General features: G+C 64.2%; 21 protein-coding genes, 1 tRNA gene and 1 pseudogene. 11 read left to right on the top strand and 12 right to left on the bottom strand.

The window, feature by feature from the left end; all coding sequences use genetic code 11:
* Nucleotides 1-4: 4 nt before the first annotated feature.
* Nucleotides 5-2,143 (bottom strand): acyl-CoA dehydrogenase, encoded by a 2,139-nt coding sequence (locus ACFC25_RS19955; RefSeq protein WP_376048382.1) that lies wholly within the window; start codon nt 2,141-2,143, stop codon nt 5-7.
* Between the two features lie 92 nt (nt 2,144-2,235).
* Complete coding sequence (locus ACFC25_RS19950) at nt 2,236-2,928, bottom strand: TetR/AcrR family transcriptional regulator (RefSeq protein ID WP_337348291.1); 693 nt, start codon at nt 2,926-2,928, stop codon at nt 2,236-2,238.
* 60 nt (nt 2,929-2,988) lie between these two features.
* Here ACFC25_RS19950 and ACFC25_RS19945 point away from each other — a divergent pair, with 60 nt between their 5' ends.
* From ACFC25_RS19945 to ACFC25_RS19935, 3 genes are read left to right on the top strand one after another with little or no spacing between them, the layout of a single operon-like run.
* Nucleotides 2,989-4,356, top strand: coding sequence for an acetyl-CoA C-acetyltransferase (locus ACFC25_RS19945; protein WP_376048379.1), 1,368 nt, complete (start codon nt 2,989-2,991; stop codon nt 4,354-4,356).
* Between the two features lie 9 nt (nt 4,357-4,365).
* Complete coding sequence (locus ACFC25_RS19940) at nt 4,366-5,706, top strand: 3-oxoacyl-ACP reductase (protein ID WP_376048376.1); 1,341 nt, start codon at nt 4,366-4,368, stop codon at nt 5,704-5,706.
* A complete protein-coding gene (locus tag ACFC25_RS19935; RefSeq protein WP_337348288.1) occupies nt 5,703-6,614 on the top strand; it encodes a MaoC/PaaZ C-terminal domain-containing protein in 912 nt (303 codons plus the stop codon). The genes ACFC25_RS19940 and ACFC25_RS19935 overlap by 4 nt, the downstream gene beginning before the upstream one ends.
* Here ACFC25_RS19935 and ACFC25_RS19930 read toward each other — a convergent pair.
* Genes ACFC25_RS19930 through ACFC25_RS19915 form a run of 4 tightly spaced genes read right to left on the bottom strand, consistent with a single transcriptional unit; the run spans nt 6,611 to nt 10,761 of the window.
* Nucleotides 6,611-7,744, bottom strand: a complete 1,134-nt coding sequence (locus tag ACFC25_RS19930; protein WP_376048373.1) for an aromatic acid exporter family protein — start codon at nt 7,742-7,744, stop codon at nt 6,611-6,613. The two genes, ACFC25_RS19935 and ACFC25_RS19930, sit on opposite strands and share 4 nt — an antisense overlap.
* A 27-nt stretch (nt 7,745-7,771) precedes the next feature.
* Nucleotides 7,772-8,881 (bottom strand): serine hydrolase domain-containing protein, encoded by a 1,110-nt coding sequence (locus ACFC25_RS19925; protein WP_376048370.1) that lies wholly within the window; start codon nt 8,879-8,881, stop codon nt 7,772-7,774.
* Nucleotides 8,882-8,898: 17 nt separating this feature from the next.
* A complete protein-coding gene (locus ACFC25_RS19920) occupies nt 8,899-10,008 on the bottom strand; it encodes a glutathione S-transferase family protein (RefSeq protein ID WP_376048367.1) in 1,110 nt (369 codons plus the stop codon).
* A gap of 9 nt (nt 10,009-10,017) precedes the next feature.
* Nucleotides 10,018-10,761, bottom strand: a complete 744-nt coding sequence (locus ACFC25_RS19915) for a M50 family metallopeptidase (protein WP_376048364.1) — start codon at nt 10,759-10,761, stop codon at nt 10,018-10,020.
* A gap of 111 nt (nt 10,762-10,872) precedes the next feature.
* On the opposite strand from ACFC25_RS19915, the gene ACFC25_RS19910 reads away from it, so the two are divergent.
* Nucleotides 10,873-11,337: a GatB/YqeY domain-containing protein gene (locus tag ACFC25_RS19910; protein ID WP_376048362.1), complete on the top strand. Its 465-nt coding sequence runs from the start codon at nt 10,873-10,875 to the stop codon at nt 11,335-11,337.
* A 93-nt stretch (nt 11,338-11,430) separates the two neighbouring features.
* On the opposite strand, the gene ACFC25_RS19905 is transcribed toward ACFC25_RS19910, so the two are convergent.
* Together ACFC25_RS19905 and ACFC25_RS19900 are read right to left on the bottom strand one after the other, a co-directional pair.
* Entirely contained in the window at nt 11,431-11,733 is a 303-nt protein-coding gene (locus tag ACFC25_RS19905) for a DUF4193 domain-containing protein (RefSeq protein WP_131132986.1), read from the bottom strand.
* A gap of 262 nt (nt 11,734-11,995) precedes the next feature.
* Nucleotides 11,996-12,078, bottom strand: a tRNA-Leu gene (locus ACFC25_RS19900).
* 173 nt (nt 12,079-12,251) lie between these two features.
* On the opposite strand from ACFC25_RS19900, the gene ACFC25_RS19895 reads away from it, so the two are divergent.
* Together ACFC25_RS19895 and ACFC25_RS19890 are read left to right on the top strand one after the other, a co-directional pair.
* Nucleotides 12,252-13,556, top strand: coding sequence for a M20/M25/M40 family metallo-hydrolase (locus ACFC25_RS19895; protein WP_376048359.1), 1,305 nt, complete (start codon nt 12,252-12,254; stop codon nt 13,554-13,556).
* Between the two features lie 12 nt (nt 13,557-13,568).
* Complete coding sequence (locus ACFC25_RS19890) at nt 13,569-14,729, top strand: acyl-CoA dehydrogenase family protein (RefSeq protein WP_376048357.1); 1,161 nt, start codon at nt 13,569-13,571, stop codon at nt 14,727-14,729.
* A 20-nt stretch (nt 14,730-14,749) separates the two neighbouring features.
* Here ACFC25_RS19890 and ACFC25_RS19885 read toward each other — a convergent pair whose 3' ends face one another.
* On the bottom strand, nt 14,750-14,983 hold the full coding sequence (locus tag ACFC25_RS19885) for a DUF5703 family protein (protein ID WP_337348280.1): 234 nt from the start codon (nt 14,981-14,983) through the stop codon (nt 14,750-14,752).
* Between the two features lie 39 nt (nt 14,984-15,022).
* On the opposite strand from ACFC25_RS19885, the gene ACFC25_RS19880 reads away from it, so the two are divergent.
* Complete coding sequence (locus tag ACFC25_RS19880) at nt 15,023-15,289, top strand: hypothetical protein (protein WP_337348279.1); 267 nt, start codon at nt 15,023-15,025, stop codon at nt 15,287-15,289.
* Nucleotides 15,290-15,311: 22 nt separating this feature from the next.
* Here the strand turns inward: ACFC25_RS19880 and ACFC25_RS19875 are convergent, their stop codons facing one another.
* On the bottom strand, nt 15,312-16,253 hold the full coding sequence (locus ACFC25_RS19875; RefSeq protein WP_376048354.1) for an aldo/keto reductase: 942 nt from the start codon (nt 16,251-16,253) through the stop codon (nt 15,312-15,314).
* Nucleotides 16,254-16,303: 50 nt separating this feature from the next.
* On the opposite strand from ACFC25_RS19875, the gene ACFC25_RS19870 reads away from it, so the two are divergent.
* Nucleotides 16,304-17,137: an undecaprenyl-diphosphate phosphatase gene (locus tag ACFC25_RS19870; RefSeq protein WP_337348277.1), complete on the top strand. Its 834-nt coding sequence runs from the start codon at nt 16,304-16,306 to the stop codon at nt 17,135-17,137.
* 15 nt (nt 17,138-17,152) lie between these two features.
* Complete coding sequence (gene mshC / locus ACFC25_RS19865) at nt 17,153-18,430, top strand: cysteine--1-D-myo-inosityl 2-amino-2-deoxy-alpha-D-glucopyranoside ligase (RefSeq protein ID WP_376048351.1); 1,278 nt, start codon at nt 17,153-17,155, stop codon at nt 18,428-18,430.
* Nucleotides 18,431-18,438: 8 nt separating this feature from the next.
* Here mshC and ACFC25_RS19860 read toward each other — a convergent pair.
* Together ACFC25_RS19860 and ACFC25_RS19855 are read right to left on the bottom strand one after the other, a co-directional pair.
* Nucleotides 18,439-18,624 (bottom strand): annotated as a pseudogene (locus ACFC25_RS19860) (transcription initiation protein); the annotation flags it as partial.
* Between the two features lie 25 nt (nt 18,625-18,649).
* Nucleotides 18,650-19,555, bottom strand: coding sequence for a PAC2 family protein (locus tag ACFC25_RS19855; protein ID WP_337348275.1), 906 nt, complete (start codon nt 19,553-19,555; stop codon nt 18,650-18,652).
* A 152-nt stretch (nt 19,556-19,707) separates the two neighbouring features.
* On the opposite strand from ACFC25_RS19855, the gene ACFC25_RS19850 reads away from it, so the two are divergent.
* Together ACFC25_RS19850 and ACFC25_RS19845 are read left to right on the top strand one after the other, a co-directional pair.
* A complete protein-coding gene (locus tag ACFC25_RS19850) occupies nt 19,708-20,454 on the top strand; it encodes an HAD family hydrolase (protein ID WP_376048347.1) in 747 nt (248 codons plus the stop codon).
* Nucleotides 20,447-21,613 (top strand): site-2 protease family protein, encoded by a 1,167-nt coding sequence (locus ACFC25_RS19845; RefSeq protein WP_376048344.1) that lies wholly within the window; start codon nt 20,447-20,449, stop codon nt 21,611-21,613. Before ACFC25_RS19850 ends, ACFC25_RS19845 begins: the two co-directional genes overlap by 8 nt.
* Nucleotides 21,614-21,647 lie beyond the last annotated feature (34 nt).

The raw sequence follows: 21,647 nt of genomic DNA, 5'->3' as shown, positions 1-21,647 counted from the left end.
GGACTCAACTCCGCGGCGTGCGCGCGGCGGCCGCGGTGCGCGCCAACAGGACCTTTTCCTCAACGGGGGACTGGCCGCTTGCGCGTTCTGCCCGAAGGTACTCCCGGGCCTCGTCCTGCCGCGCCTTTTCGGCGCCTGTGGCGATCGCGGCGCGGACGTGCTCCGGGCCGTAGCCGAAGGCGTCCACCAGGTCCACTGCATGCGGGCGGATCTTGGTCAGTAGCCGGTTGATGTACTCACCCACAGTGCGACCGCGTTGCATGGAAAGCCTGCCGTTCATGAGGTACCAGGCCAGGTTCTTCTCGATCAGCGAGAGACCGAAAAGGTCCCGCAGCCACGTCAGCACAGTCTTGGTGCCTGGATCTGCGACGTCACGGAGTGCTTCGGTGAAAGCTTCCCATTGCAGCAGCTCCGCGTGTGCTTGGGCAGCATCGATGAGTTCATTCTGGTGTTGGTTGAACAAGGCGGCACCCTTGTCCTGGGGCAGCCGCCCGGCGCCCTTGAGCGCGGATCCGACGTCCGCCACCATGGTCTGGACCCTGTCGGTGAGGAGCGCCCGCTGTCCTTCCTCGTCACGGAGGGCCAGCGCCGCCTTCTGCACAGAACCGGTGTCGGCCACAAATTGGGCAACCTGCCGCAGGCCGGTGCGGTGAATGGCCGCACCTGTCGCCTGGCCTACGACGTAGCGCGCCAACACGCCAAAATCGACGTTCCGGAACTCCTTGGCGTAATCGGCAAGCAACCGTTTGGCCACGAGCTGGAGCAGCACCGTGTTGTCCCCTTCGAAGGTCGCGTACACATCGAGGTCTGCGCGGAGGGAAGCAAAGCGGTTTTCGATCAGGAAGCCGGCGCCGCCGCAGGCTTCACGGCATTCCTGCAGCGTATCCAGGGCGTGCCAGGTGCTGAGCGGCTTGAGGGCGGCTGCCAGGGTTTCCAGGTCCTGGCGGTCCTCATCGGTGTCGTGGGCGCCGGAAAACACGTCATCGAACTTCTGCAGAAGCTGCTCGTGGGCAAAGCCGGCGGCGTACGTGGTTGCCAGTCTCGTGAAGAGGCGGCGCTGATGCCGCTGGTAGTCGAGGAGGACTTCCTCGTCGGTGTGGGAGGAGGCGTTGAACTGGCGGCGTTCTGTGGCGTACTGGATGGCCGCCTTAAGCGCAATTTTCGAGGCGGCGACGGCGGCGCCGTCCAGGGAAACCCGGCCCTGGACCAGGGTGCCCAGCATGGTGAAAAACCGCCGGCCGGGGCTGGCGATCATTGATGTGTAGGTTCCGTCCGCGTCCACGTTCCCGTAGCGGTTCAGCAGGTTCGTGCGGGGAATGCGGACATTGGTGAAGTGCAGGCGCCCATTGTCTATTCCATTCAAGCCGCCCTTGACGCCGTCATCCTCGCCGCCGATTCCCGGCAGGAATTCCTTCGTTGCCGGATCACGCAGGTCAACGTAGAAGGCATGGACGCCATGATTGACGCCCTTGGTCACCAGCTGGGCAAAGACAACAGCACCGAGGCCATCGATGGCGGCATTGCCGATGTAGTCCTTCCACGCCGCGCGGAAGGGTGTGTGGACCACAAATTCCTGGGTTTGGGCGTCGTACGTGGCAGTCGTGGCGATGCTCGCCACATCCGAACCGTGGCCCGTTTCCGTCATGGCGAAGCAGCCGGGAATGTCCAGGTTCATGATGCCCGGCAGCCACTTAGCGTGGTGCTCCTCGGTGCCCAGGTGCATCACCGCCGACCCGAAGAGCCCCCACTGGACGCCTGCCTTGATCTGTAGCGACGGGTCGGCCGTGACCAACTCCTCAAATCCGGCGATATTGCCCCCATGATCATCCGAACCACCAAGGGCAGCCGGGAAGGCCCGGTGCACTGCTTCGTTGTCCACGAGGAACTTCAGCTGCCCGAAGGTGCGGCTCCGGTGGTCGGTGTGCGTCAGGCCCTCCGTCTTGTGCAGCTCAGGGCTTTTGGCAAGTTGGCGCGCCTGCCGGCGGATGCTGGCCCATCTACCCAGGAGCTGTTCACCCAGGGCGGCGACGTCGACGGCGGGCTGGGCCTTTCCGTGCTGGCTGCTCGAGGGCAACGCAGACGCCCTGGTCTGCTTGGCGGGCCGCGGCCCCTTGCCTGTCGGGCGGTCCACTACTTCAGTCATGTCAATGTCCTTCGTTGGTTCTGACAGGTGGTGTTCTGACGGTGATGCTCTCAGCTCGGCCAGTTAGGGGATTCCCGGGCTGAATGCGGATTTCATAGCGATTTGGCGGGGTCCAGCTCAGGGGCTATCCCCACGCACAGCCAGGCCGTGATCTGGCGTGCCATGGCTTCCTGGCCGGGCTTTGCCGGAGAATCGGGGGTGCTCAGCCACTGCTCCCCGGCGTTGCGGACCAGGCCGATAGCAGCCGTTGGCCAGTAGCCGATCACTGCTTCCTTGCCCTCGCCAAGATGTGCGCGCATAGGCGTGGCGATCATCTCCCCGATGGAGTCGAAAAAATGACCGAGGGCGCCGGAAATAGCTGCTGAACCGTGCAGACTGTCCGGCTCGCCACCGGATTGCCGTGTCACGAACGTGTACACATTGGGGCTGGTTTCGGCCATCTGCAGGTAGGCAGAGACCATGGCCAGCAGCCCCTCACGGGGAGTCTGGGCGTTTTGGGCGGCTTCGCCGATACGGCGTTGCATCTGGCTGAGGACAACCTCGCCCACTGCCTTCTGGAGCCCTGCCTTGTCCCCGAAATAGCGGTAGAAAACAGACTTCGACGTGCCGGCGGCGTGGGCGATCTCCTCCATGGAAGCATCACTGCCGAGGGCATGCACTGCCCGGCGCGCCGACTTGATCAGCTCCCGGCGTCGTTCTTCGCGGTGGCTCTGCCAGCGGGACGAGCGGCCGTCTTCGCTGACAATGACCGGGGATGGTGCTGCCTTCGCCTGAGGGTTGTTCACGATACCCAGCGTATCAGGTACGCTGGGTATCGGTAACAGACCACAACAGAGGAGACACCTATGTCCGTCGAAGGACAGTCCGTCGCAGGACCCCAGGAATCCAGCAGCCCGGTTGTCCCCGCAACCGTTCCAACGCCCCGCAGGGCTGTGGTGGTAGGCGGAAACCGGATCCCCTTTGCACGGTCAGGGGGCGCCTACACCAAGTCCTCGAACCAGGACATGCTGACCGCCGCCCTGGATGGCCTCATTGCCAGGTTCGGACTTCAGGAGGAGCGGATCGGCGAGGTCGCCGCCGGCGCCGTCCTCAAACACTCCCGGGATTTCAACCTGACGCGCGAGGCCGTCCTGGGCTCAGCGCTGTCCGCTGAGACACCCGCGTACGATGTCCAGCAGGCATGCGCCACAGGGCTGGAAACCGTTCTCGGCCTTGCCAACAAGATCAAGCTCGGCCAAATCGACTCCGCGATTGCCGGCGGCGTGGATTCGGCATCGGATGCGCCCATAGCCGTGAGCGAGGGGCTGCGGCAGGTACTGCTGGACCTCAACCGGGCCAAAACCCTCCCGCAGCGGTTGCAGGTGCTCAGCCGGTTGAGGCCGAAGGACCTCGCCCCCGATGCGCCCAACACGGGCGAGCCCCGTACCGGCCTCTCCATGGGCGAACACCAAGCGCTGACCACCGCCCAGTGGAACATCACGCGGGAGGCGCAGGACCAGCTTGCGTTCGCCAGCCACCGCAATCTCGCGGCTGCTTATGACGCCGGCTTTTTTGACGACCTCCTGACCCCCTACCGCGGCCTGGCGCGGGACTCCAATTTGCGGGCTGACACCACGCTGGAGAAGCTGGCCACGCTGAAACCGGTTTTCGGCAGGAACCTTGGGGCGGAAGCCACCATGACCGCGGGTAATTCGACCCCTCTGACTGACGGAGCCTCCACAGTCCTCCTCGCAGCTGAGGCGTGGGCTGATGCCCATGCCCTTCCCAAACTGGCAGCGGTCGTGGACGGTGAGGCGGCCGCCGTCGACTTTGTCCATGGCAAGGACGGCCTGCTGATGGCTCCCGCGTTTGCTGTTCCGCGACTCCTGGCCCGCAACGGCCTCACCCTGGCGGACTTCGACTTCTTTGAAATCCATGAAGCCTTCGCCGGCACAGTCCTCAGCACCCTGGCAGCATGGGAGGACGAAGAGTTTGGGCGCACCAGGCTGGGCCTTGAAGGCGCGTTCGGAACTGTCGACCGCGCCAAACTGAACGTCAACGGCTCGTCCCTCGCCGCAGGGCATCCCTTTGCCGCCACTGGAGGCCGCATCGTTGCCTCGCTGGCGAAGATGCTGCATGCCAAGGGCAGCGTTGACGGACGGCCGGCGCGTGGACTCATTTCCATCTGCGCCGCAGGTGGCCAGGGCGTTGTCGCAATTCTCGAAGCACTGTAGGGGGACCGGATGACAGACAAATACACGCAGTTCGTGAGCCACGGACTCGGCAGGAACGTCGCAAAGAAGCTGGGCCTCCCACAGCCGACGATCCTGCGGCGGTACGAGCCGGGGCAGCCACTGATCACCGGCCCGGTCCTGGTGCAAGGCAACTCTGCGGGAGCTGACGCGCTGGCGGCCAGCCTGCTCTCGTGGGACCTGGATGTCCGCAGACATGCCGTACCGCGCGAAAAACTTGGCGCCATAGTGCTGGTCCTCGATGAGCTGGACCGGCCCGACGATCTTGAACACCCAGTCCTGGCAGCGGCAGCTTCGCTCCGCGATCTCGCTCCCAGTGGCCGCGTCATAACCCTCTCCCGGCCTGCAGCCAACAGCGCGACCCCCTCACAGGCCGCGGCCAGGCAGGGCGTGGACGGCTTCTTGCGGTCGCTGGCAATGGAACTCCGCGCCGGCGCGACCGGCAACGGCATCCTGCTCGGTGATGGCGTCACCACTACCAGCCCCAGCGCCTTGGCAGCCTTGCGGTTCCTCCTCTCTGGACGCTCGGCATACGTGGACGGTCAGTTCCTGACTGTCACCTCGACGGAAGGCAGCCTGCCGGCAGATTTCGAGAAACCGTTGGCGGGCAAGGTTGCCGTTGTTACCGGTGCCGCCCGCGGAATCGGCGCATCGATTGCCCGGACCCTTCACCGCGACGGGGCAACCGTGGTCCTCGTGGATATTCCGGCGGCAGGAGACCATCTCGCCGCGGTGGCCAACGAAGTCCACGGCACGGCCCTCCAACTGGACATCAGCCGTGAGGACGCGGGCCAGCGGATCATCGAACATGCCGTGCAGCGGCACGGACGCCTGGACATCCTCATCCACAACGCCGGAATCACCAGAGACAAACTCCTGGCCAACATGGATCACGGGCGCTGGTCCGCCGTCATCAACGTCAATATTGCCGCCCAGCTCCGAATCAACGAGGCCCTCCTCGCTTCTGAACACTTTCGCGATTCACCCCGCATCGTGTCGCTGGCCTCCACCAGCGGCATCGCCGGAAACCGCGGCCAAACAAACTACGCTGCTTCCAAAGGCGGAGTGATGGGCATGGTGCGAGCCTCCGCTCCGCTCCTTTCCGAGCGCGGGGGAACGATCAACGCCGTGGCACCCGGGTTCATCGAAACCGACATGACCGCCAAAGTACCGCTGGCTCTGAGGGAGGCGGGCCGCCGGCTCAACTCACTCCGGCAGGGCGGCCAGCCCACCGACGTTGCCGAAGCCATCGCCTTCCTGGCCAGCGATGCCGCCGGAGGAATCAACGGCGGCGTCCTGCGGGTCTGCGGACAGTACATGGTGGGGGCATGACCACAGTCCAGCCGGTCATCCTGGGTGAGATGCCGTCCCTCTCCAAGCTGTATGTCAATGCGGCCGCGCAGGCCGCACGCCGCCGAATACTGGGATCCCACGATGCGGCTGAACTTCCAGAGGCCAGCCACGAAGTCAGGGGAGTCACTGCCGACGTCGGCAACCTCACTGCATATCAGCACCTCATCGGCGAGACGGCCAGCGATGTCCTGCCGGCCGGCTTCATCCATGCCCTCGCCTTCCCGCTTGCCATCAGCGTGATGAACAGGGATGACTTCCCATTGCCACTGCTGGGCATGGTCCATCTCAGCAACCATGTAGAACAACGGTCCCCAGTCCTGTTCTCGGAACGGCTGGACATCACAGCTCACGTGGAGAACCTGAGGGGCCACCGTTCCGGGACGCAAGTGGACGTGGTGGTGGAGGTGCGCAGTGCCGGGACGGCCGACCTCCGGTGGCGGGGAGTCTCTACGTATCTCGCCAAAGGCGTATTCCTGCCGGGGATCGACAAACCTTCGCCTGCTGAAAGCAGGGCTGACTTCAAAGCCCCCGATCCAACGGCCTTGTGGCACCTGGGCGTTGATACCGGCAGGGCTTACGCAGCAGTCTCAGGCGACTTCAACCCGATACACCTCAGCGTGTTGTCAGCCAAAGCCCTCGGGATGCGCCGGTCCATAGCCCATGGCATGTACTTGGCGTCGAGGGCGCTGGCGGACGTTGGCGCGGTCAAGGGGGATTCATTTAGCTGGGACGTTGACTTCGAAGCGCCGGTGTTCCTGCCGGCACGCGTTGCCCTTGACATCGGCAGCGAGCAGCTTCCAGCAGGGGCGTGGCAAAAGTCCGCTTTTGTTGCCTGGAACCCGAGGTCCGGCCGCAAGTATTTCGCCGGAACCGTGGCTGCACTCTAGGGTGCTGGCCTCACGGCGCGCAGGATCCGGTGCAGGCTCAGGAGGATCGATTCGGAAGCGGTCACGGTCCTTTCGTCCGGGTCAGGCTCTGCCAGGTCCGGGCTGGCTGTGGCGGCCATGCAGGCTGCCACAGCCGCTTCCGCCGAGCTGAACAGCCGGTGCTGTGATGCGGTGTCTTCACTATGGAATGAGCGCAACAGCTCTCCGGTGGCGGTCATGGCCTCTGCCAGCGGCACGCTGTCCCTGAAGGGGACCGTATACGGTACGTCTTCCTGCCAGATGACGTCGGAGAGAACCTCCGTCATGTCCTGGATGTGGAACGTCACCCTTTCCAGCTCGCGCAGGTTGCGGTAGTCCAGGTCCACGTCCCGGGGGTGGAGCCGCCGGCGCGGGTTCGCGCGCCGGCTGGCGTCTGCTTCCTGGACCAGGTGCCTGACGGACCGGGCGGCCGTTGCCAGCTCGTCCGAACGGCGGGACCAGTCCTCATGCTCCGGGGGCCACTTCTCCTTGAGCGCTGCCCCCATGTCGGTCAGCTGTGTGCCAAGTGCCAGTCGGAGCTCGTCCAGGCTGGCGGCCGCAGCATTGAAGTGCAAGGGCGGAAACACCAGGAGGTTCACGGCGATGCCGACAGCAACGCCCACACCCATCTGGATGAGGTAGCCGAAGGAAAAATCATCAGGGTTGCTTCCGCCCACCAACAGGACCAGCAGTGCCGCCGTTGGAATCCAGTCCCTTCCCGATCCCAGCCGCGGCAGGCCCGCGAGCAGCACGCCGATGCCCATGAAGACCGCAACGCTCACCGGAGAAGGATCCGTGACATTGACCAGGAGGAACGCAAGGCCAATTCCCATGGCCAGGCCCACCAAAGTCTGGAGGCCCTGGCGTACTGAACCGGCAACGTTGTGGTACATCGAGACCAAGGCGCCCAGAGGGGCATAATACGGATACTCCGCCGCCGCTCCCGGCATGTACGGGGCAACAAAAAAGGCCAGGCCGGCAGCCAGCGCAGCCTTTGCGGCCAGCTGAAGGCGCTGCACTTCGAACGCTACACCTACGCCTTTGACCGCCCGGCGCAAGAGCCTGGTCCCGTTAGGCAGCCTGGCCGCCCGCGGCGGTTGAGTATCACCCATCCGCCCCACCTTAGGGGCAGGGTCCCGCTAGGACAAGGCAGCGGCCGCACGCCTGACCTCAGCGGCCAGGCGGTGCGCCTTACCGGGAGTACGGCCGACCTCTGCGCGCTGCGGAATGTAGCCAAAACCAAGTCCGTAGGATGGGTCCGCGAAGCCCAGGGCCGCGTTGGCGCCTTCATGGCCAAAGGCGCGGTGGCTGCCAAAATTCCGTGACGGATGCGGCTTCATGAACACCACGGCAAAGGCGTTGTCGAGCCCCGAGGAACGGTCCAGGCCCCACACCTGTTCCTGGGACATCGCTGCCACTGTGCCAGGCGAGAGCAATGGCGGGCCGCCTTCGACGCCGGTGGTAGCCGCTGCGTACAGGCGTGCAAGCCCTTGGGCCGAACCGACCCCGCCGGCCGCGCTCATGCCGGCCTCCCGTACCGTCCGCTGGTTGGGCAGCTCCATGATGGTGCTCACGGCAGCGTTGCCATTGATTCCTTCAAGGCTCAGTGGGTCCAGCCACGGCTGCTGCGGGTCGGCGTCATAGAGGACATCCCGGTAGCGGCTGTCCAGCTCAACCGGCAGCCCCAGGAAGAAGTCGACACCGAACGGCTCGCGGATGCGGCTGTTGTACAGCGACTGGAGCGTGCTGCCGGCCACTCGCCGGCACAGTTCCTCCATCATGATCCCGATGGTGATCGCGTGGTATCCGAAGCAGCTGCCTGGGCGCCACGCCGGCACAGTTGCCGCTAGCCGCGCGGCGGCTTCCGGCGTAGTGAACTCACCGAGGGCGAAGCCGCCCTCGACGCCCAACACGCCGGCCTGGTGGGACAAAGCCTGACGGACAAGGAGGCGGTCCTTTCCGTGCTGCCCGAATTCCGGCCAGTAGTGTGCCATGGTGCGGTCCAGATCCAGCAGACCGTCCTGGACCAGCAAGGCAATCACCATCGCGGCCACGCCCTTCGAACAGGAGTAGGCGCCCGTGATGGAATCTGACGAGATGAGAGGGCCGCCGCTGAGCTCAACTACCTTGGTACCGTGCTGGTAGGCAGCCAGCTGCGCGCTGTAGCGCTCATCCTGGGCAAGGAGAGATTCGAACAGGTCAAAAACGCCCTCGAAACCGGGTGCGGCAAAGCCATGAGAAATCTGCATGGCCTTAGCTTAGCGGCTTAGAAAGCGCTTTCCGATGCTGACCCGGCCCCATGCCCTGGCGTCACCTTTTCATCTGGCCGCACCGGACCCGGGGGAGTACCGTTTCCGAAGGGGCGTCCGCCCAGGGATTCCCGGCCGTGGGCATCCAACCAGCCCGACAACTCCGGCCCCTGCGGCACGATGCCCGTGGGATTGATGTCCTCGTGCACGAGGTAATAGTGCTGCTTGATCTGGACGAAATCGATCGTGTCGCCAAATCCGGGCGTCTGGAAAAGATCACGGGCATAGCCCCACAACGCCGGCATTTCGGAAAGCTTCTGGCGGTTGCACTTGAAGTGGCCGTGGTACACGGCATCGAACCGGGCCAGGGTGGTGAAGAGCCGGACGTCCGCCTCGGTAATGGTGTCTCCGACCAGGTATCGCTGGCCGGAGAGCCGCTCCTCCAGCCAGTCCAAAGCCGTCCAAAGCCGGGCGAAGGCGGCGTCGTAGGCTTCCTGCGACCCGGCAAAGCCGCAGCGGTAGACCCCGTTGTTGACCTCTGTAAAGACGCGTTTGTTGACTGCGTCAATTTCTGCCCGCAGCTCTACCGGGTACAGTTGCGGCGCGCCCGCACGGTGGAACTGCGTCCATTCGGTGGAGAAGTCGAGGGTGATCTGGGGGAAATTGTTCGTCACAACTTCACCGCTGGCGACATCCACGATCACAGGGACGGTGATGCCCCTCGGATAGTTGGGAAACCGCCGGAAATACGCGGTTTGGATACGCTCGATGCCCAAGACCGGATCAACGCCGCCTGGGTCCAGGTCGAAAGTCCAGGAACGGGCGTCATGGGTGGGTCCAGGCTGCCCAAGGGAAATGGCATCTTCGAGGCCCAGAAGCCTTCGTACGATGACAGTCCGGTTGGCCCACGGGCAGGCTCTTGCAGCGATCAGGCGGTACCGTCCCGACTCCACGGGCCAGCCGCGTTCCCCGTTGGGTCCGGGAGTGCCTTCACGGGTGATCCGGTCCTCGATGTAATTGGTATCGCGGGTGAACTCCGCACCGCCGGTAACATAGGCACCCAACGTGCTGTGATCGTCGCCACCCTTGGGGCCGGACGTCGGCGCTGCTCCCGTTTCCTGTTTCATCCGACTACCCTATGCTCCTGCAACGAGAATCGCCGAGATAGGCTGCCAGGCCACCACCCACGAAGCCCCCACGACGGCGGCGAACAACGCAATCCAGATAAACGAGGGCACGGACGTGGAGCGATAAAGCAGATAGGCGTCGGAGCTGGCCAAACGGTCCCTGCGCCGAAAATGCACGTGCATGAGCTTGATCACATCGCGGACTGCAGCCACTAACAGAGCCAGCCCGAGCGCGATCGCCACATGGCCGGTGAAGGCGTGCGGAACGAAAAAAACCAGTGCGGCGCCCGCCGCGGCTGCGCACACGGTGATGAGGAACCCCGCCAGGTTGCGAACGAAAAGAAGCGACAGGAGCAGGGTCAGTGAGCCTGCCGTCAGCGCGGCCGGCCCCCAGCCGTTGAAGCCGGACCAGACCAGCGCCGCCCCGGTCAGTGCCGGCACGGGGTATCCCCAGAAGCCGGACCACACGGCAGCCAACCGGCCCCTGCTGTAGCTGGTGGTTGTCCCCGAGTGATCCAGGCTGAGCCTGATCCCGCCCAGTCTTTGTCCGCTCATAAGAGCGGCAAAAGCATGGCCCAGCTCATGGGTAGCGGTGGCCAACAGGCCAAAGTATCGCCAAGTGGCCCGGGGAATCGACAATGCAGTGGCCACAAGAAGGACCACCGCCAATTCACTGAGGGAAACATCAGGGAGGGCGGTCCGGCCGAAAGCTTCAACGAGGCGCTGCCACAGTTGACCGGGCAGGGTGTTCATCGCCTGCCCGCGGGGAGGTAGTCAGAGTGCGCCATAGCCCTCTACGGTACTAGAGGGCAGGTGGACCTGCCGGCGCCCCGGCCTGGGGCGCGCTATGAATCGAGGAATACCGTGTCCACTTTGAAGGAACGACTGCACGCTGATGTGGTGACGCACATGAAGGAGCGCAACAAGGTAGCGCTCACGACCGTGCGCAACGTACTGGGCGAGATCGAAACCCGCGAAAAGTCAGGGAAGACGCCTGTGGTGCTGGACGACGCCCAGGTGACGTCCCTGCTGCAGAAGGAAGCGGCCAAACGCCGCGACACCGCGCGGATCTATACGGAGGCAGGAGAACCTGACCGCGCTGCCGCTGAACTCGCCGAGGCGGAGGTCATCGAGGCTTACTTGCCAAAGCAGCTGACCGAAGCTGAAGTGGAAGCCATCGTTGATGCCGTCATTGCCGAGATCAGCGCCCAGGGCCAGGTGCCCGGCATGCGCCAGATGGGCGAGGTGATGAAGCCGGTCACGGCGAAGGTCGCTGGCCGCTTCGACGGAAAAGCCGTCAGCCAGATGGTCCGCAGCCGGCTCGGTTAAAACGAAAGGCACGTCCACGGTTGCCGTGGGCGCGCCTCATCGTCTCCGGGTGCGCCTGCGGTAGCGGGCGCCGGGGGTGTCCTTGTACTGCTATCAGCCTTCGCAGTCCGTGCAGTAGCTGTGTCCGTCTTTCTGCCGCGCGATCTGCGAGCGGTGCCGGACCAGGAAGCAGGAGTAGCAGGTGAACTCGTCATCGGCCTGGGGGATGACCTGGACGATCAGTTCCTCGGCAACGAATTCGCCGCCCGGAACGCCTGCGCCGTCCAGTCCATCTGCCTCATCGAGTTCCAGCACAACGCTGCGGGCGTCCGGTGCGTTCGCGGACTGGAGCGCCTCGAGCGAGTTGTCCTGCGACTCCTTGACGTCGGAGCGGAGTTCATCGTAATCGGTTGCCACTTAGGTGTTTCTCTTTTCTTTGGTTCAGTCTGTCGCGTATGCAACGTACAGCATGGCGCTGGTATTCCCCAACGGGCTAACGCTCCACTACACGTGTGGCGGGCGATATTCGATCCGAATGTGACCAACGGCATTGCTGCGGGCTACTAAAGCATGGAACCTGCAATCAGCACAAGGCCGACGGCGGACGCAGCCGGATCGAAGTTTGCCGCCATAGAAAAAAGCCCCTGGAATCCTTGGATTCCAGGGGCTTTCCCTTCTGTGCGCGGAGGGGGACTTGAACCCCCACCCCCTTTCGAGGACTAGCACCTCAAGCTAGCGCGTCTGCCATTCCGCCACCCGCGCAGGTGGTAATTCGGACAACGTTTCCGCCTTTCAGCGTTTCGCATTTCTCCGAAGCAGCGAGAAAGACTCTACATGAACTTTCCTGGAACATGAAATCGGGCCCGATGGGTAGGCTGAAGGCACGGAAATCCGCCCAGGTTCCCAGCAGCCGCCACCTTCATGAGGAGTGCCCAATGACCCAAATCCGTCCCGAAGATGAAGTCGTCCGGATCTGCCAGGAACTCATCCGGATTGACACCTCCAATTACGGCGACGGGTCCGGACCCGGGGAACGCGCCGCAGCCGAGTACACAGCCGGCCTGATCGAGGAAGTCGGGTTGTCCGCCGAAATCTTCGAGTCGGCCCCGGGCAGGGCAAGCGTCGTCTCCAGGATGGCTGGGGAGGACCCGGGCGCAAGTGCCCTCGTGGTCCACGGCCACCTCGACGTGGTCCCCGCTATCAGGGAGCAGTGGTCGGTAGATCCGTTCGGCGCGGAGCTCAAGGACGGCCTCATCTGGGGGCGCGGCGCAGTGGACATGAAGGACATGGACGCCATGATCCTCTCCGTCCTGCGCGGGTTCGCCAGGGAGGGACGGAAACCGAAGCGGGACATCATCTTCGCCTTCTTCGCTGACGAGGAGGCTGGGGGCGAATACGGGGCCCGGTACGCGGTGGACAAGCGCCCGGAACTTTTCGAAGGTGCGACGGAGGCCATCTCCGAGGTAGGCGGGTTTTCGGCAACCATTGGCGGGCAGCGCACCTACCTCCTTCAGACCGCGGAAAAGGGGATCTCCTGGCTCCGCCTCGTTGCCCACGGACGGGCCGGCCACGGTTCGCAGATCAATACTGACAACGCGATCACACGGCTGGCAGCCGCTGTGACCCGGATCGGGGAATACAAATGGCCCATTGAGCTGACCCCTACCACCCGTCAGTTCCTGGACGGCGTGACAGAACTCACGGGAGTGGAATTCGATCCGGACAACCCGGACATCCTCCTGAACCAACTCGGCACGGTGGCCCGGTTCGTGGGGGCAACACTGCAAAACACCACCAACCCGACCTTGCTGAACGGCGGCTACAAACACAACGTGATTCCGGAATCGGCCGAGGCCCTTGTTGACTGCCGCACACTGCCTGGCCAGCAGGACCACGTGCTCGAAATAGTCCGTGAGCTCGCCGGAACCGGGGTGGACGTCAGCTACGTGCACAACGATGTCTCCCTGGAGGTTCCCTTCGCGGGCAACCTGGTGGATTCCATGATTGACGCGCTGCATGCCGAAGACCCGGGAGCCAAAGTTCTGCCTTACACCCTCTCTGGAGGCACGGACAACAAGTCCCTGAGCCGCCTGGGCATCACGGGCTACGGCTTCGCGCCGCTGCAGCTTCCGGACGACCTCGACTTCACCGGCATGTTCCACGGCGTCGACGAGCGCGTCCCGGCGGATTCGCTGAAGTTCGGTGCGCGCGTGCTCAACACACTCCTTACGAACTACTGAGACAGGCCCAGCATGACACCCGAGGACGTGTTGCCGGACGCCCTGCTGGAGCGGTTCAGGGGGCGCGCCGCAACCTATGACCGCGATAATGCGTTTTTCCACGAAGACCTTGAGGAACTCGCCGCCGCCGGCTACCTTAGGCTCTTTGTCCCCGTGTCCGACGGCGGCCTGGGGCTTGGGCTGGAATCGGCGGCACAGTGCCAACGGCGGCTGGCAACGGCGGCGCCAGCCACCGCCCTGGCCGTGAACATGCACCTGGTCTGGACCGGCGTCGCACAGGTGCTCGCGGCCAGGGGCGATCAGTCCCTGGACTATGTCCTGCGGGAAGCGGCCGGAGGCGAGATCTTCGCGTTCGGGAACTCGGAGGCGGGCAACGACTCCGTGCTGTTTGATTCGCGCACGGTGGCGGCGCCGTTGCCGGATGGCGGTTACAGCTTCACGGGAACAAAGATCTTCACAAGCCTCTCGCCGGCCTGGACACAGCTGGGGATCTTCGGCAAAGATACCGAGGCCCGGAACGGCGAAGGGGAGTTGGTCCACGGTTTCCTCCGCCGGGACGCCCCCGGCTACCGGATCCTGGACGACTGGGACACGCTGGGGATGCGTGCGAGCCAGTCCAACAGCACAGTGCTGGACGGCGCCGAAATCCCGCCGGACCGGATCTTCCGCAAACTGCCCGTCGGCCCCAACGCCGATCCGCTGATTTTCGCCATCTTCGCGTGTTTCGAAACGTTGCTGGCCGCCGTCTACTCAGGAATCGGAGAACGGGCCCTGGATTTGGGGGTCGCAGCGGTTAAGCGGCGGACTTCGCTGAAGAATGGCGGCCGAAGCTATGCCCAGGATCCTGACATCCGCTGGAAAGTGGCAGAGGCGGCCATGGCCATGGACTGCCTCTATCCGCAGTTGGCCTTAGTGGCCCGGGATGTTGATGCCCTCGTCGACCATGGACCGCAGTGGTTCCCCAAGCTCGTGGGGCTGAAAGTCAACGCAACCGAAACTGCACGCCGTGTGGTGGACCTTGCCATCAGGGTAAGCGGCGGCTCAAGCTATTTCCGGGGCTCGGAACTGGAGCGGCTCTACCGCGACGTGCTGGCCGGCATATTCCACCCGTCGGATGACGAGTCGGCACACAACACGGTTGCCAACGCCTGGCTCGGCCCGCTCGAAGCCTGAACCGCCTCGGCAGCGAACCCCTAGACAGTCCGCTGGACCTGCATCACCCGGCGGCGGAGCCAAAAGCGCCTGCCTCCGCCCACGTACAGCTTGCTGCGCTCCAACTCCCACTTGCCGTATTCGGAATGTTCCACAAGACGGCGCCGGGCGTCAGGGAGGGAATCGTCAGGACTGACCGTCAGTACGAGGTACTCGTACTGCCTCAGATAGTCCCGTTCCCGCTGGACCGAGCTGGTGAGAAAATGTTCCTTCATTGCTCTCCATTTTCGTCCTTTTCCGGCTAACGTGAAGTCATGAGCATCGATCCGCGTGTCGCGCTTCAGTCCTTAACTTCCTCCTTGGAAGAACACCTTATAGCAGCGTCCAATCGCCGCGGTGATGGGGACCCCGCCGTAGAGGCGGCTTTTTTTGCCGTCGCGGATGCGTTCGAAGTTTATGAGGACGCCCTTTACGAGGCCTACAGCGAAGTGACGCCGCTGCAGGTTTTTGACGACGAAGAGGACGAAGACGAAGAACGGGATGTCGACGACGAAGAGGACTTGGAGATCCTCGAAGACTAGGACCCGGTCAACCGGCCGCCAGTCAGCGTTGGGCCGGTTCGGACACGTCCTCCAGGGCCCGCGAAATTTCCGGCGGTAGCGGGGAAAGCTGCGCGTCAAGGATTTCCTTGAGCTGGACAGGCGTCCGGGGGCCCACGACGGCCGAGGCCACTCCGTGCTGGGAGAGCAGCCAGCTGAGTGACACGTCGAGCGGCGTGCGCCCCAGACCCTTCGCAGCCATTGAAACAGCCTCCACCACACGGGAGGCCTCCTGGCCGAGATACGGTTCCACATAGGAGGTAAGGCCAGGGTTGGCCGCCCGCGAATCGCCCGGGATGCTGCCTCTGTACTTGCCCGTCAGCACTCCACGCCCCAGCGGCCCCCACGCCAGCAGCCCCAGCCCGGCGTCCTCCACCGCAGGAATCAATTCTTCTTCAGGCCTCCGCCGGAGCAGCGAATATTCTGCCTGGGCGGCAACCAGCGGGAATCCGGCGATGGCGGCGGCCTTGGCGCTCTGCCAGCCGTTGAAGTTTGAGATGCCGGCGTAACGGGCACGGCCGCTCCGTAAGGCGAACTCCAAGGCGGACAATGTCTCATCGAGGGGGACGTTGGGATCCCAGGCCTGGGCAAACCAAATATCGACGTAGTCGGTGCCCAGTCGTGCGAGGCTGGCATCGAGCCCCGACAGCATCGCGTTACGCGACGTGTCCACGGTCCGCCGGCCGTCCGGCGTCGAGATTCCGGCTTTGGTGGAGATCGAGACCTCGGTGCGGGAGACGACGTCGCCCAGCAGCGAGCCGATCAGCGCCTCCGACCTGCCGTCGGAATAAGAGGCCGCCGTATCGATGTGCCGGCCGCCCGCGTCCACAAACGTCCGCAGCAATTCGGTGGCGTCCTGCTCATCGGTTTCGCCAGCCCATGACATGGTCCCGAGAGATAGGGCGGAGACTCGCAATCCACTGTTGCCGACGTAACGCTGCTGCATAGCAGCAAGCTTACGGGGAATCAGCGGGGTCCATGACGTAGGGTCTTAGCGTGAACTGGTTTGAGGCGGCCCTGCTGGGCCTAGTGCAGGGACTGACCGAATTTCTACCGATTTCATCAAGCGCGCACCTACGGATCGTCGGGCAATTCCTGCCCAACGCTGCCGATCCCGGTGCCGCATTCACCGCTATCACGCAGCTCGGCACCGAAACAGCCGTCCTCGTTTTTTTCTGGCACGACATCGTCCGCATCGTCAAGGCGTGGCTGGGCTCGCTGACCGGAAAAGTCTCGCGACAGGACCCGGACGCGCGGATGGGCTGGCTCGTGATTCTCGGCAGCCTTCCCATCATCGTTCTGGGGCTCCTGTTCCAGGACCAGATCGAATCAGTCCTGCGCAGTCTCTGGATTGTTGCAACGACCTTGATCGTGTTCGGCCTGGTACTCGCCGTGGCGGATGCCGTGGGCAAACAGGAACGGGAGCTGACCCGATTAACCTATAAGCACGGCATCCTTTTCGGTTTCGCCCAGGCAATGGCCTTGATCCCGGGCGTTTCCCGCTCCGGTGGCACTATCACCGCGGGCCTGCTCATGGGGTACACCCGTGAAGCCGCCGCCCGCTATTCGTTCCTCCTGGCCATTCCCGCAGTCTTCGGCAGCGGACTGTTCCAGCTCTACAAGACGGTATCGAAGGAAGGCATCACAGGCCCCTACGGCCTGCCGGAGACTGCCATGGCCACCGTCATCGCCTTCGTGGTGGGCTACGTCATTATTGGCTGGTTCCTGAAGTTCGTCTCGACGCGCAGCTACCGGCTCTTTGTCTGGTACCGGATCTTCCTGGGCCTTGCCCTGTATCTGCTGCTCGGTTTCAATGTGATCAGTGCCTGACAGTAGGCTTGGCCTGTGAAGTCCTGGATATCCCGCCCCGTTCCTGACCTGCCCGGCCAAATGCCTGCCATCAGGCTTTTTGACACTGTCCAAGGCCGGGAAGTTGAACTCCAGGGCGACGGCGACCAGTCGTTGTATGTCTGCGGGATCACGCCTTACGACGCCACACATATGGGCCACGCGGCCAGTTACGTTGCGTTTGACCTGTTGAACAGGGCCTGGCGTGATGCCGGCCAGCGCGTGGCCTACGTACAAAACGTCACCGACGTCGATGACCCGCTGCTGGAGCGGGCCACTGCCACGGGCGTCGACTGGCAGGACCTTGCCGCCAGCCAGATCGAACTTTTCCAGACAGACATGGTGGCCCTGAATGTCCTCGCGCCGGACCACTACGTCGGCGCTGTGGAATCCGTCCCGCTGATCGTTCCCGCCATTGAGCGGCTCCTCAGCAAAGGCCTCGCTTACCGCGTACCCGGCGGAGCGGGCGAGCCGGACGGCGATGTCTATTACGACGTCGAGGCGGCCGGAAAGCAGTCCAGCGCCGCCGATGCCTGGACCCTCGGTGATATCTCCGGCCTTGTGGAAACGGAGATGCTGGAACTGTTCGCCGAACGCGGCGGCGACCCCGGACGTGCCGGCAAGCGGCAGGCGCTGGACCCGCTCCTGTGGCGAGTCGCCAGAAAAGGTGAACCCAGCTGGCCCGGGGGAGAGCTCGGAGACGGACGCCCTGGCTGGCACATCGAGTGCACTGTCATCGCCCAGGAGTACCTCCCCGCCCCGTTTACGGTGCAGGGTGGGGGCTCCGACCTCATTTTCCCGCACCACGAGATGGGTGCGGGCCACGCCTACTCCCTAGCGGGCGTTCCGCTGGCACACCACTATGCACATGCCGGCATGGTGGGGCTGGACGGCGAGAAAATGAGCAAGTCCAAAGGCAACCTGGTCCTGGTGTCGCGGCTCCGGGCCACGGGGGAGGAGCCCGCGGCCATCAGGCTGGCGATCCTGGCCCACCACTACCGGTCTGACTGGTCCTGGACCGACGCCGGCTTCGCGGAGGCGAAAGGTCGGCTCTCAGCGTGGCGCAACGCACTCGAGGCTGCTCCGGAAGGTTCTGCCCTCGGGCTGATCGCGGAAATGCGTGCCGCCCTCGCAACGGATCTGGACGCGCCGGCGGCGGTTGGGGCGGTCGACCGTTGGGCCGCCGGAGCCGCTTCCGCCGCGGCAGCGGGCAGCCAGCGGGACCGTGCCCTGGTCAGTGACGCCGTCGAGGCGCTGCTCGGCGTCGTCCTTTAGACCGCCGTCCTGACGGTGCCGTCACCGGCGACGAGCACCGGAGCTACGCCCTCATCAATCCCGCCGCCGAAAACGTAGACGCCCGCAGCCTTGGCCTCGTCGATGACGGCGTGCGAGGCTTCGACCACCGCCTCGAACTCCTCCTCCGGGGCCACCATCGCTTCACTGGGGAACGAGATCAGGTACTTCGTCATCGAGGACTCCTCTGCTGTGGCATTCTTATTGCTTGTCCTTGCCCCGGCGCTTCAGGTACCGCTCAAACTCCCGGGCGATGGACTCCCCGCTGGCCTCAGGCAGATCGGCGGTGTCCTTCGCTTCCTCAAGCTGGCGCACATAGGCTGCGATCTCTGGATCTTCGGTGGCGAGCTCGTCCACACCGCGTTCCCAGGCATCAGCTTCCTCGGCCAGTTCATGGGTGTCCAGCGGCACCTGGAGCAATTCTTCAATGCGGTGAAGGAGGGCCAGCTGAGCTTTGGGCGACGGCGCCTGGGCCACGTAGTGCGGCACGGCAGCCCACAGGGAGACGGTGGGGATCCCGGCCAGCAGCGCCACTTCGGCCAAAACTCCCACTATGCCGACGGGTCCCTCGTACTGGGAGGCCTCCAGGTTCAGCCGCTCCCGCAGCGGTGCATCGTCCGAGGATGTGCTGACCGGGATGGGGCGGCTGTGGGGCACATCAGCCAACAGGGCTCCGACCAGCACAACATAGTCCACATTCAGGGCTTCCGCGTGGACCAGCAGCTCTGCCGTATAGGCACGCCACTTGTAGGACGGCTCGGTGCCCTGGACAAAGATGACGTCCACGTTGGAATCGGGCGCGCTGGCCTTGTAGATCCTGGTGGATGGCCACTTGATCTTCCGTTCGCCGGCCGCGTTGCGCCTTACCGTCGGCCGGGTGAACTGGAAGTCGTAATATTCGTCGGCGTCGATGGACGCAACTTTCTTGCCGCCCCAGAGCTTGTTCAAGTACCGCAAAGAATCGCTGGCCGCTTCCCCGGCGTCGTTCCAGCCCTCAAAGGCGGCCAGCATTACGGTGATGCGTTCACCCTCAGCCACTGGCTGCAGGAACCGCTCCGGCCCGGCCTCGGCACCCGGTTCGGTGGTGTCTCCGTCGAAGCTATTCATCCCATCACCCTACGTCCAAGAACCCGCGTCACGCATAGAATGAAGCGCCGAAAAATGAGCGGCGCCGCGCCACGCCTGCCTACGGGATGCCATGTATTCGCCGAGGGCGTAGCCCACAGCCCGCGTCCAGCAGGGCACCGTAGACTGAACACATGCGATCCCCAGCCACAATTTCCCCCCTCAAAGCAGTCCTCTGGGACATGGATGGCACCATTGTGGACACGGAGCCCTACTGGATCGCGGCCGAACATGCGCTGGTGGAAGCCCATGGCGGCACCTGGTCCCACGAACAAGCCATTCAGCTCGTCGGCCAGTCGCTGACCTACTCGGCTGGCATCCTCCAGAACGCCGGAGTGGACCTGGAAGCCCGGGAAATCATCGACACACTCACGGCAGAAGTCATCCGTGGCGTGCAACGCCGTGTGCCGTGGCGGCCCGGCGCCCGTGAACTCCTGGACGAGCTCCACCAGGAGGGTATCCGGTGCGCCCTCGTCACCATGTCCGAGGGTCCACTGGCCCGGGAAATCGTTGCGAACCTCCCCAGGCCCTACTTTGAATTTGTGGTGACAGGGGACACCGTCACCCAGGGCAAGCCGCACCCTGAGGCGTACCTGACCGCGGTTGAACTGCTTCAGGGCTCTGATCCGGCCCTGACCATCGATCACTGCATCGCCCTGGAAGATTCCGCGCCCGGCGTTGCAGCTGCAGTGGCTTCCGGCGTATCCACGGTGGCCATTCCCCACATCGTGCCTATCCCAGACAGCCCCCGGCACACCACCTGGGAGTCCCTGAAGGGCCGGACGGTGGCCGAACTGGTCGCCATTGCCGCGGACCGCAACGGAACAGGCGGCACCGGGCGTCTGCTGGAAGCGGCGCAGGGGAGCCCCGCAGATGGGTGAGAAAACCACGCCGGCACGCCGCGAAGGAATCCCCCTCGGCAGGATCGCGGGCATCCCTGTCATCCTGGCCTACTCATGGTTCGTCATCGCCGCCTTCACCGTGATTGTTTACGGGCCCGTGCTGCGGGAGAACAATCCGGCTCTCGGCGTAGCCGCCTACACGGTGGCATTTGCCTATGCCATCCTGCTACTGATTTCCGTGCTTGTGCACGAACTCGCCCACGCACTGACCGCGAAAATCTATGGCTGGCCGACGCAGAAGATCGTCCTGAACCTTTGGGGCGGGCACACCCAGTTTGAGAACTTCACAGCCACTCCGGGCCGGTCCGTGCTTGTCGCGCTTGCAGGACCAGCCGCGAACTTCGCGCTGGCCGGTGGCGCGTGGCTGGTCCTGTCCGGCGCCAGCCTTCCCAGCGTCGCAGAACTCCTGACCAACATCTTTATGTGGGCCAACCTGCTGATCGGTATTTTCAACGTCCTTCCCGGGTTGCCCCTCGACGGCGGCAGGATCGTCGAATCCGCCGTATGGAAAGCCACGGGCAGCCAAGCCAAAGGCACGGTCGCCGCAGGCTGGGCAGGCCGCGTCATCGTCGTCGCCCTGGGTTTCTGGTTCCTGGCCCGCCCCGTCCTGGCCGGAGAAACGCCCGAACTCAGCCTGCTGATGATCACCGTCCTGGTGGGTGGATTCCTCTGGATGGGGGCATCAGCGTCTATCCAGCAGGGAACCATGCGAGGGCGGCTGCACCTCGTCAATGCTGCCGCACTGGCCAGGCCCGCCGTCGGAATTCCCAACACCTCCACGGTGGCGGACGTCCTTCGGCTGTCACCGACCGGTGTCCCTGCCGTTGTGGTGTGCGGACCCGATGGACGCCCGCAGGCCGTAGTAGACCCCCCGGCAGTGGCCGCAGTTCCGCCGCACGCCACAAGTTCCACGCCAGTAACGGCGGTGTCCTATGCCCTTGGTGCAGGCGCCCACGTGCCTGAGTGGTCAAAAGGCCAGGAGCTCATCCAGTACCTCGGCCAGCTGGAAGGCCAGGAGTATGCGGTGGTTGACCACCGCGGCACAGTGACCGGGCTGCTGGCCCAGGATGTTGTGGTGGCAGCCATCACCGGTAAGAGCGTGCGCCCCAATAGGTATCCACAGCGCCAGAACCGGTAGAGTTACCTGCCGGTCGCGTTTAGCTGCCACACGG

This window comes from Pseudarthrobacter sp. NPDC055928 (assembly GCF_042270935.1).
GTDB lineage: Bacteria > Actinomycetota > Actinomycetes > Actinomycetales > Micrococcaceae > Arthrobacter.
This window is presented reverse-complemented; position numbering and strand designations above follow the sequence as displayed.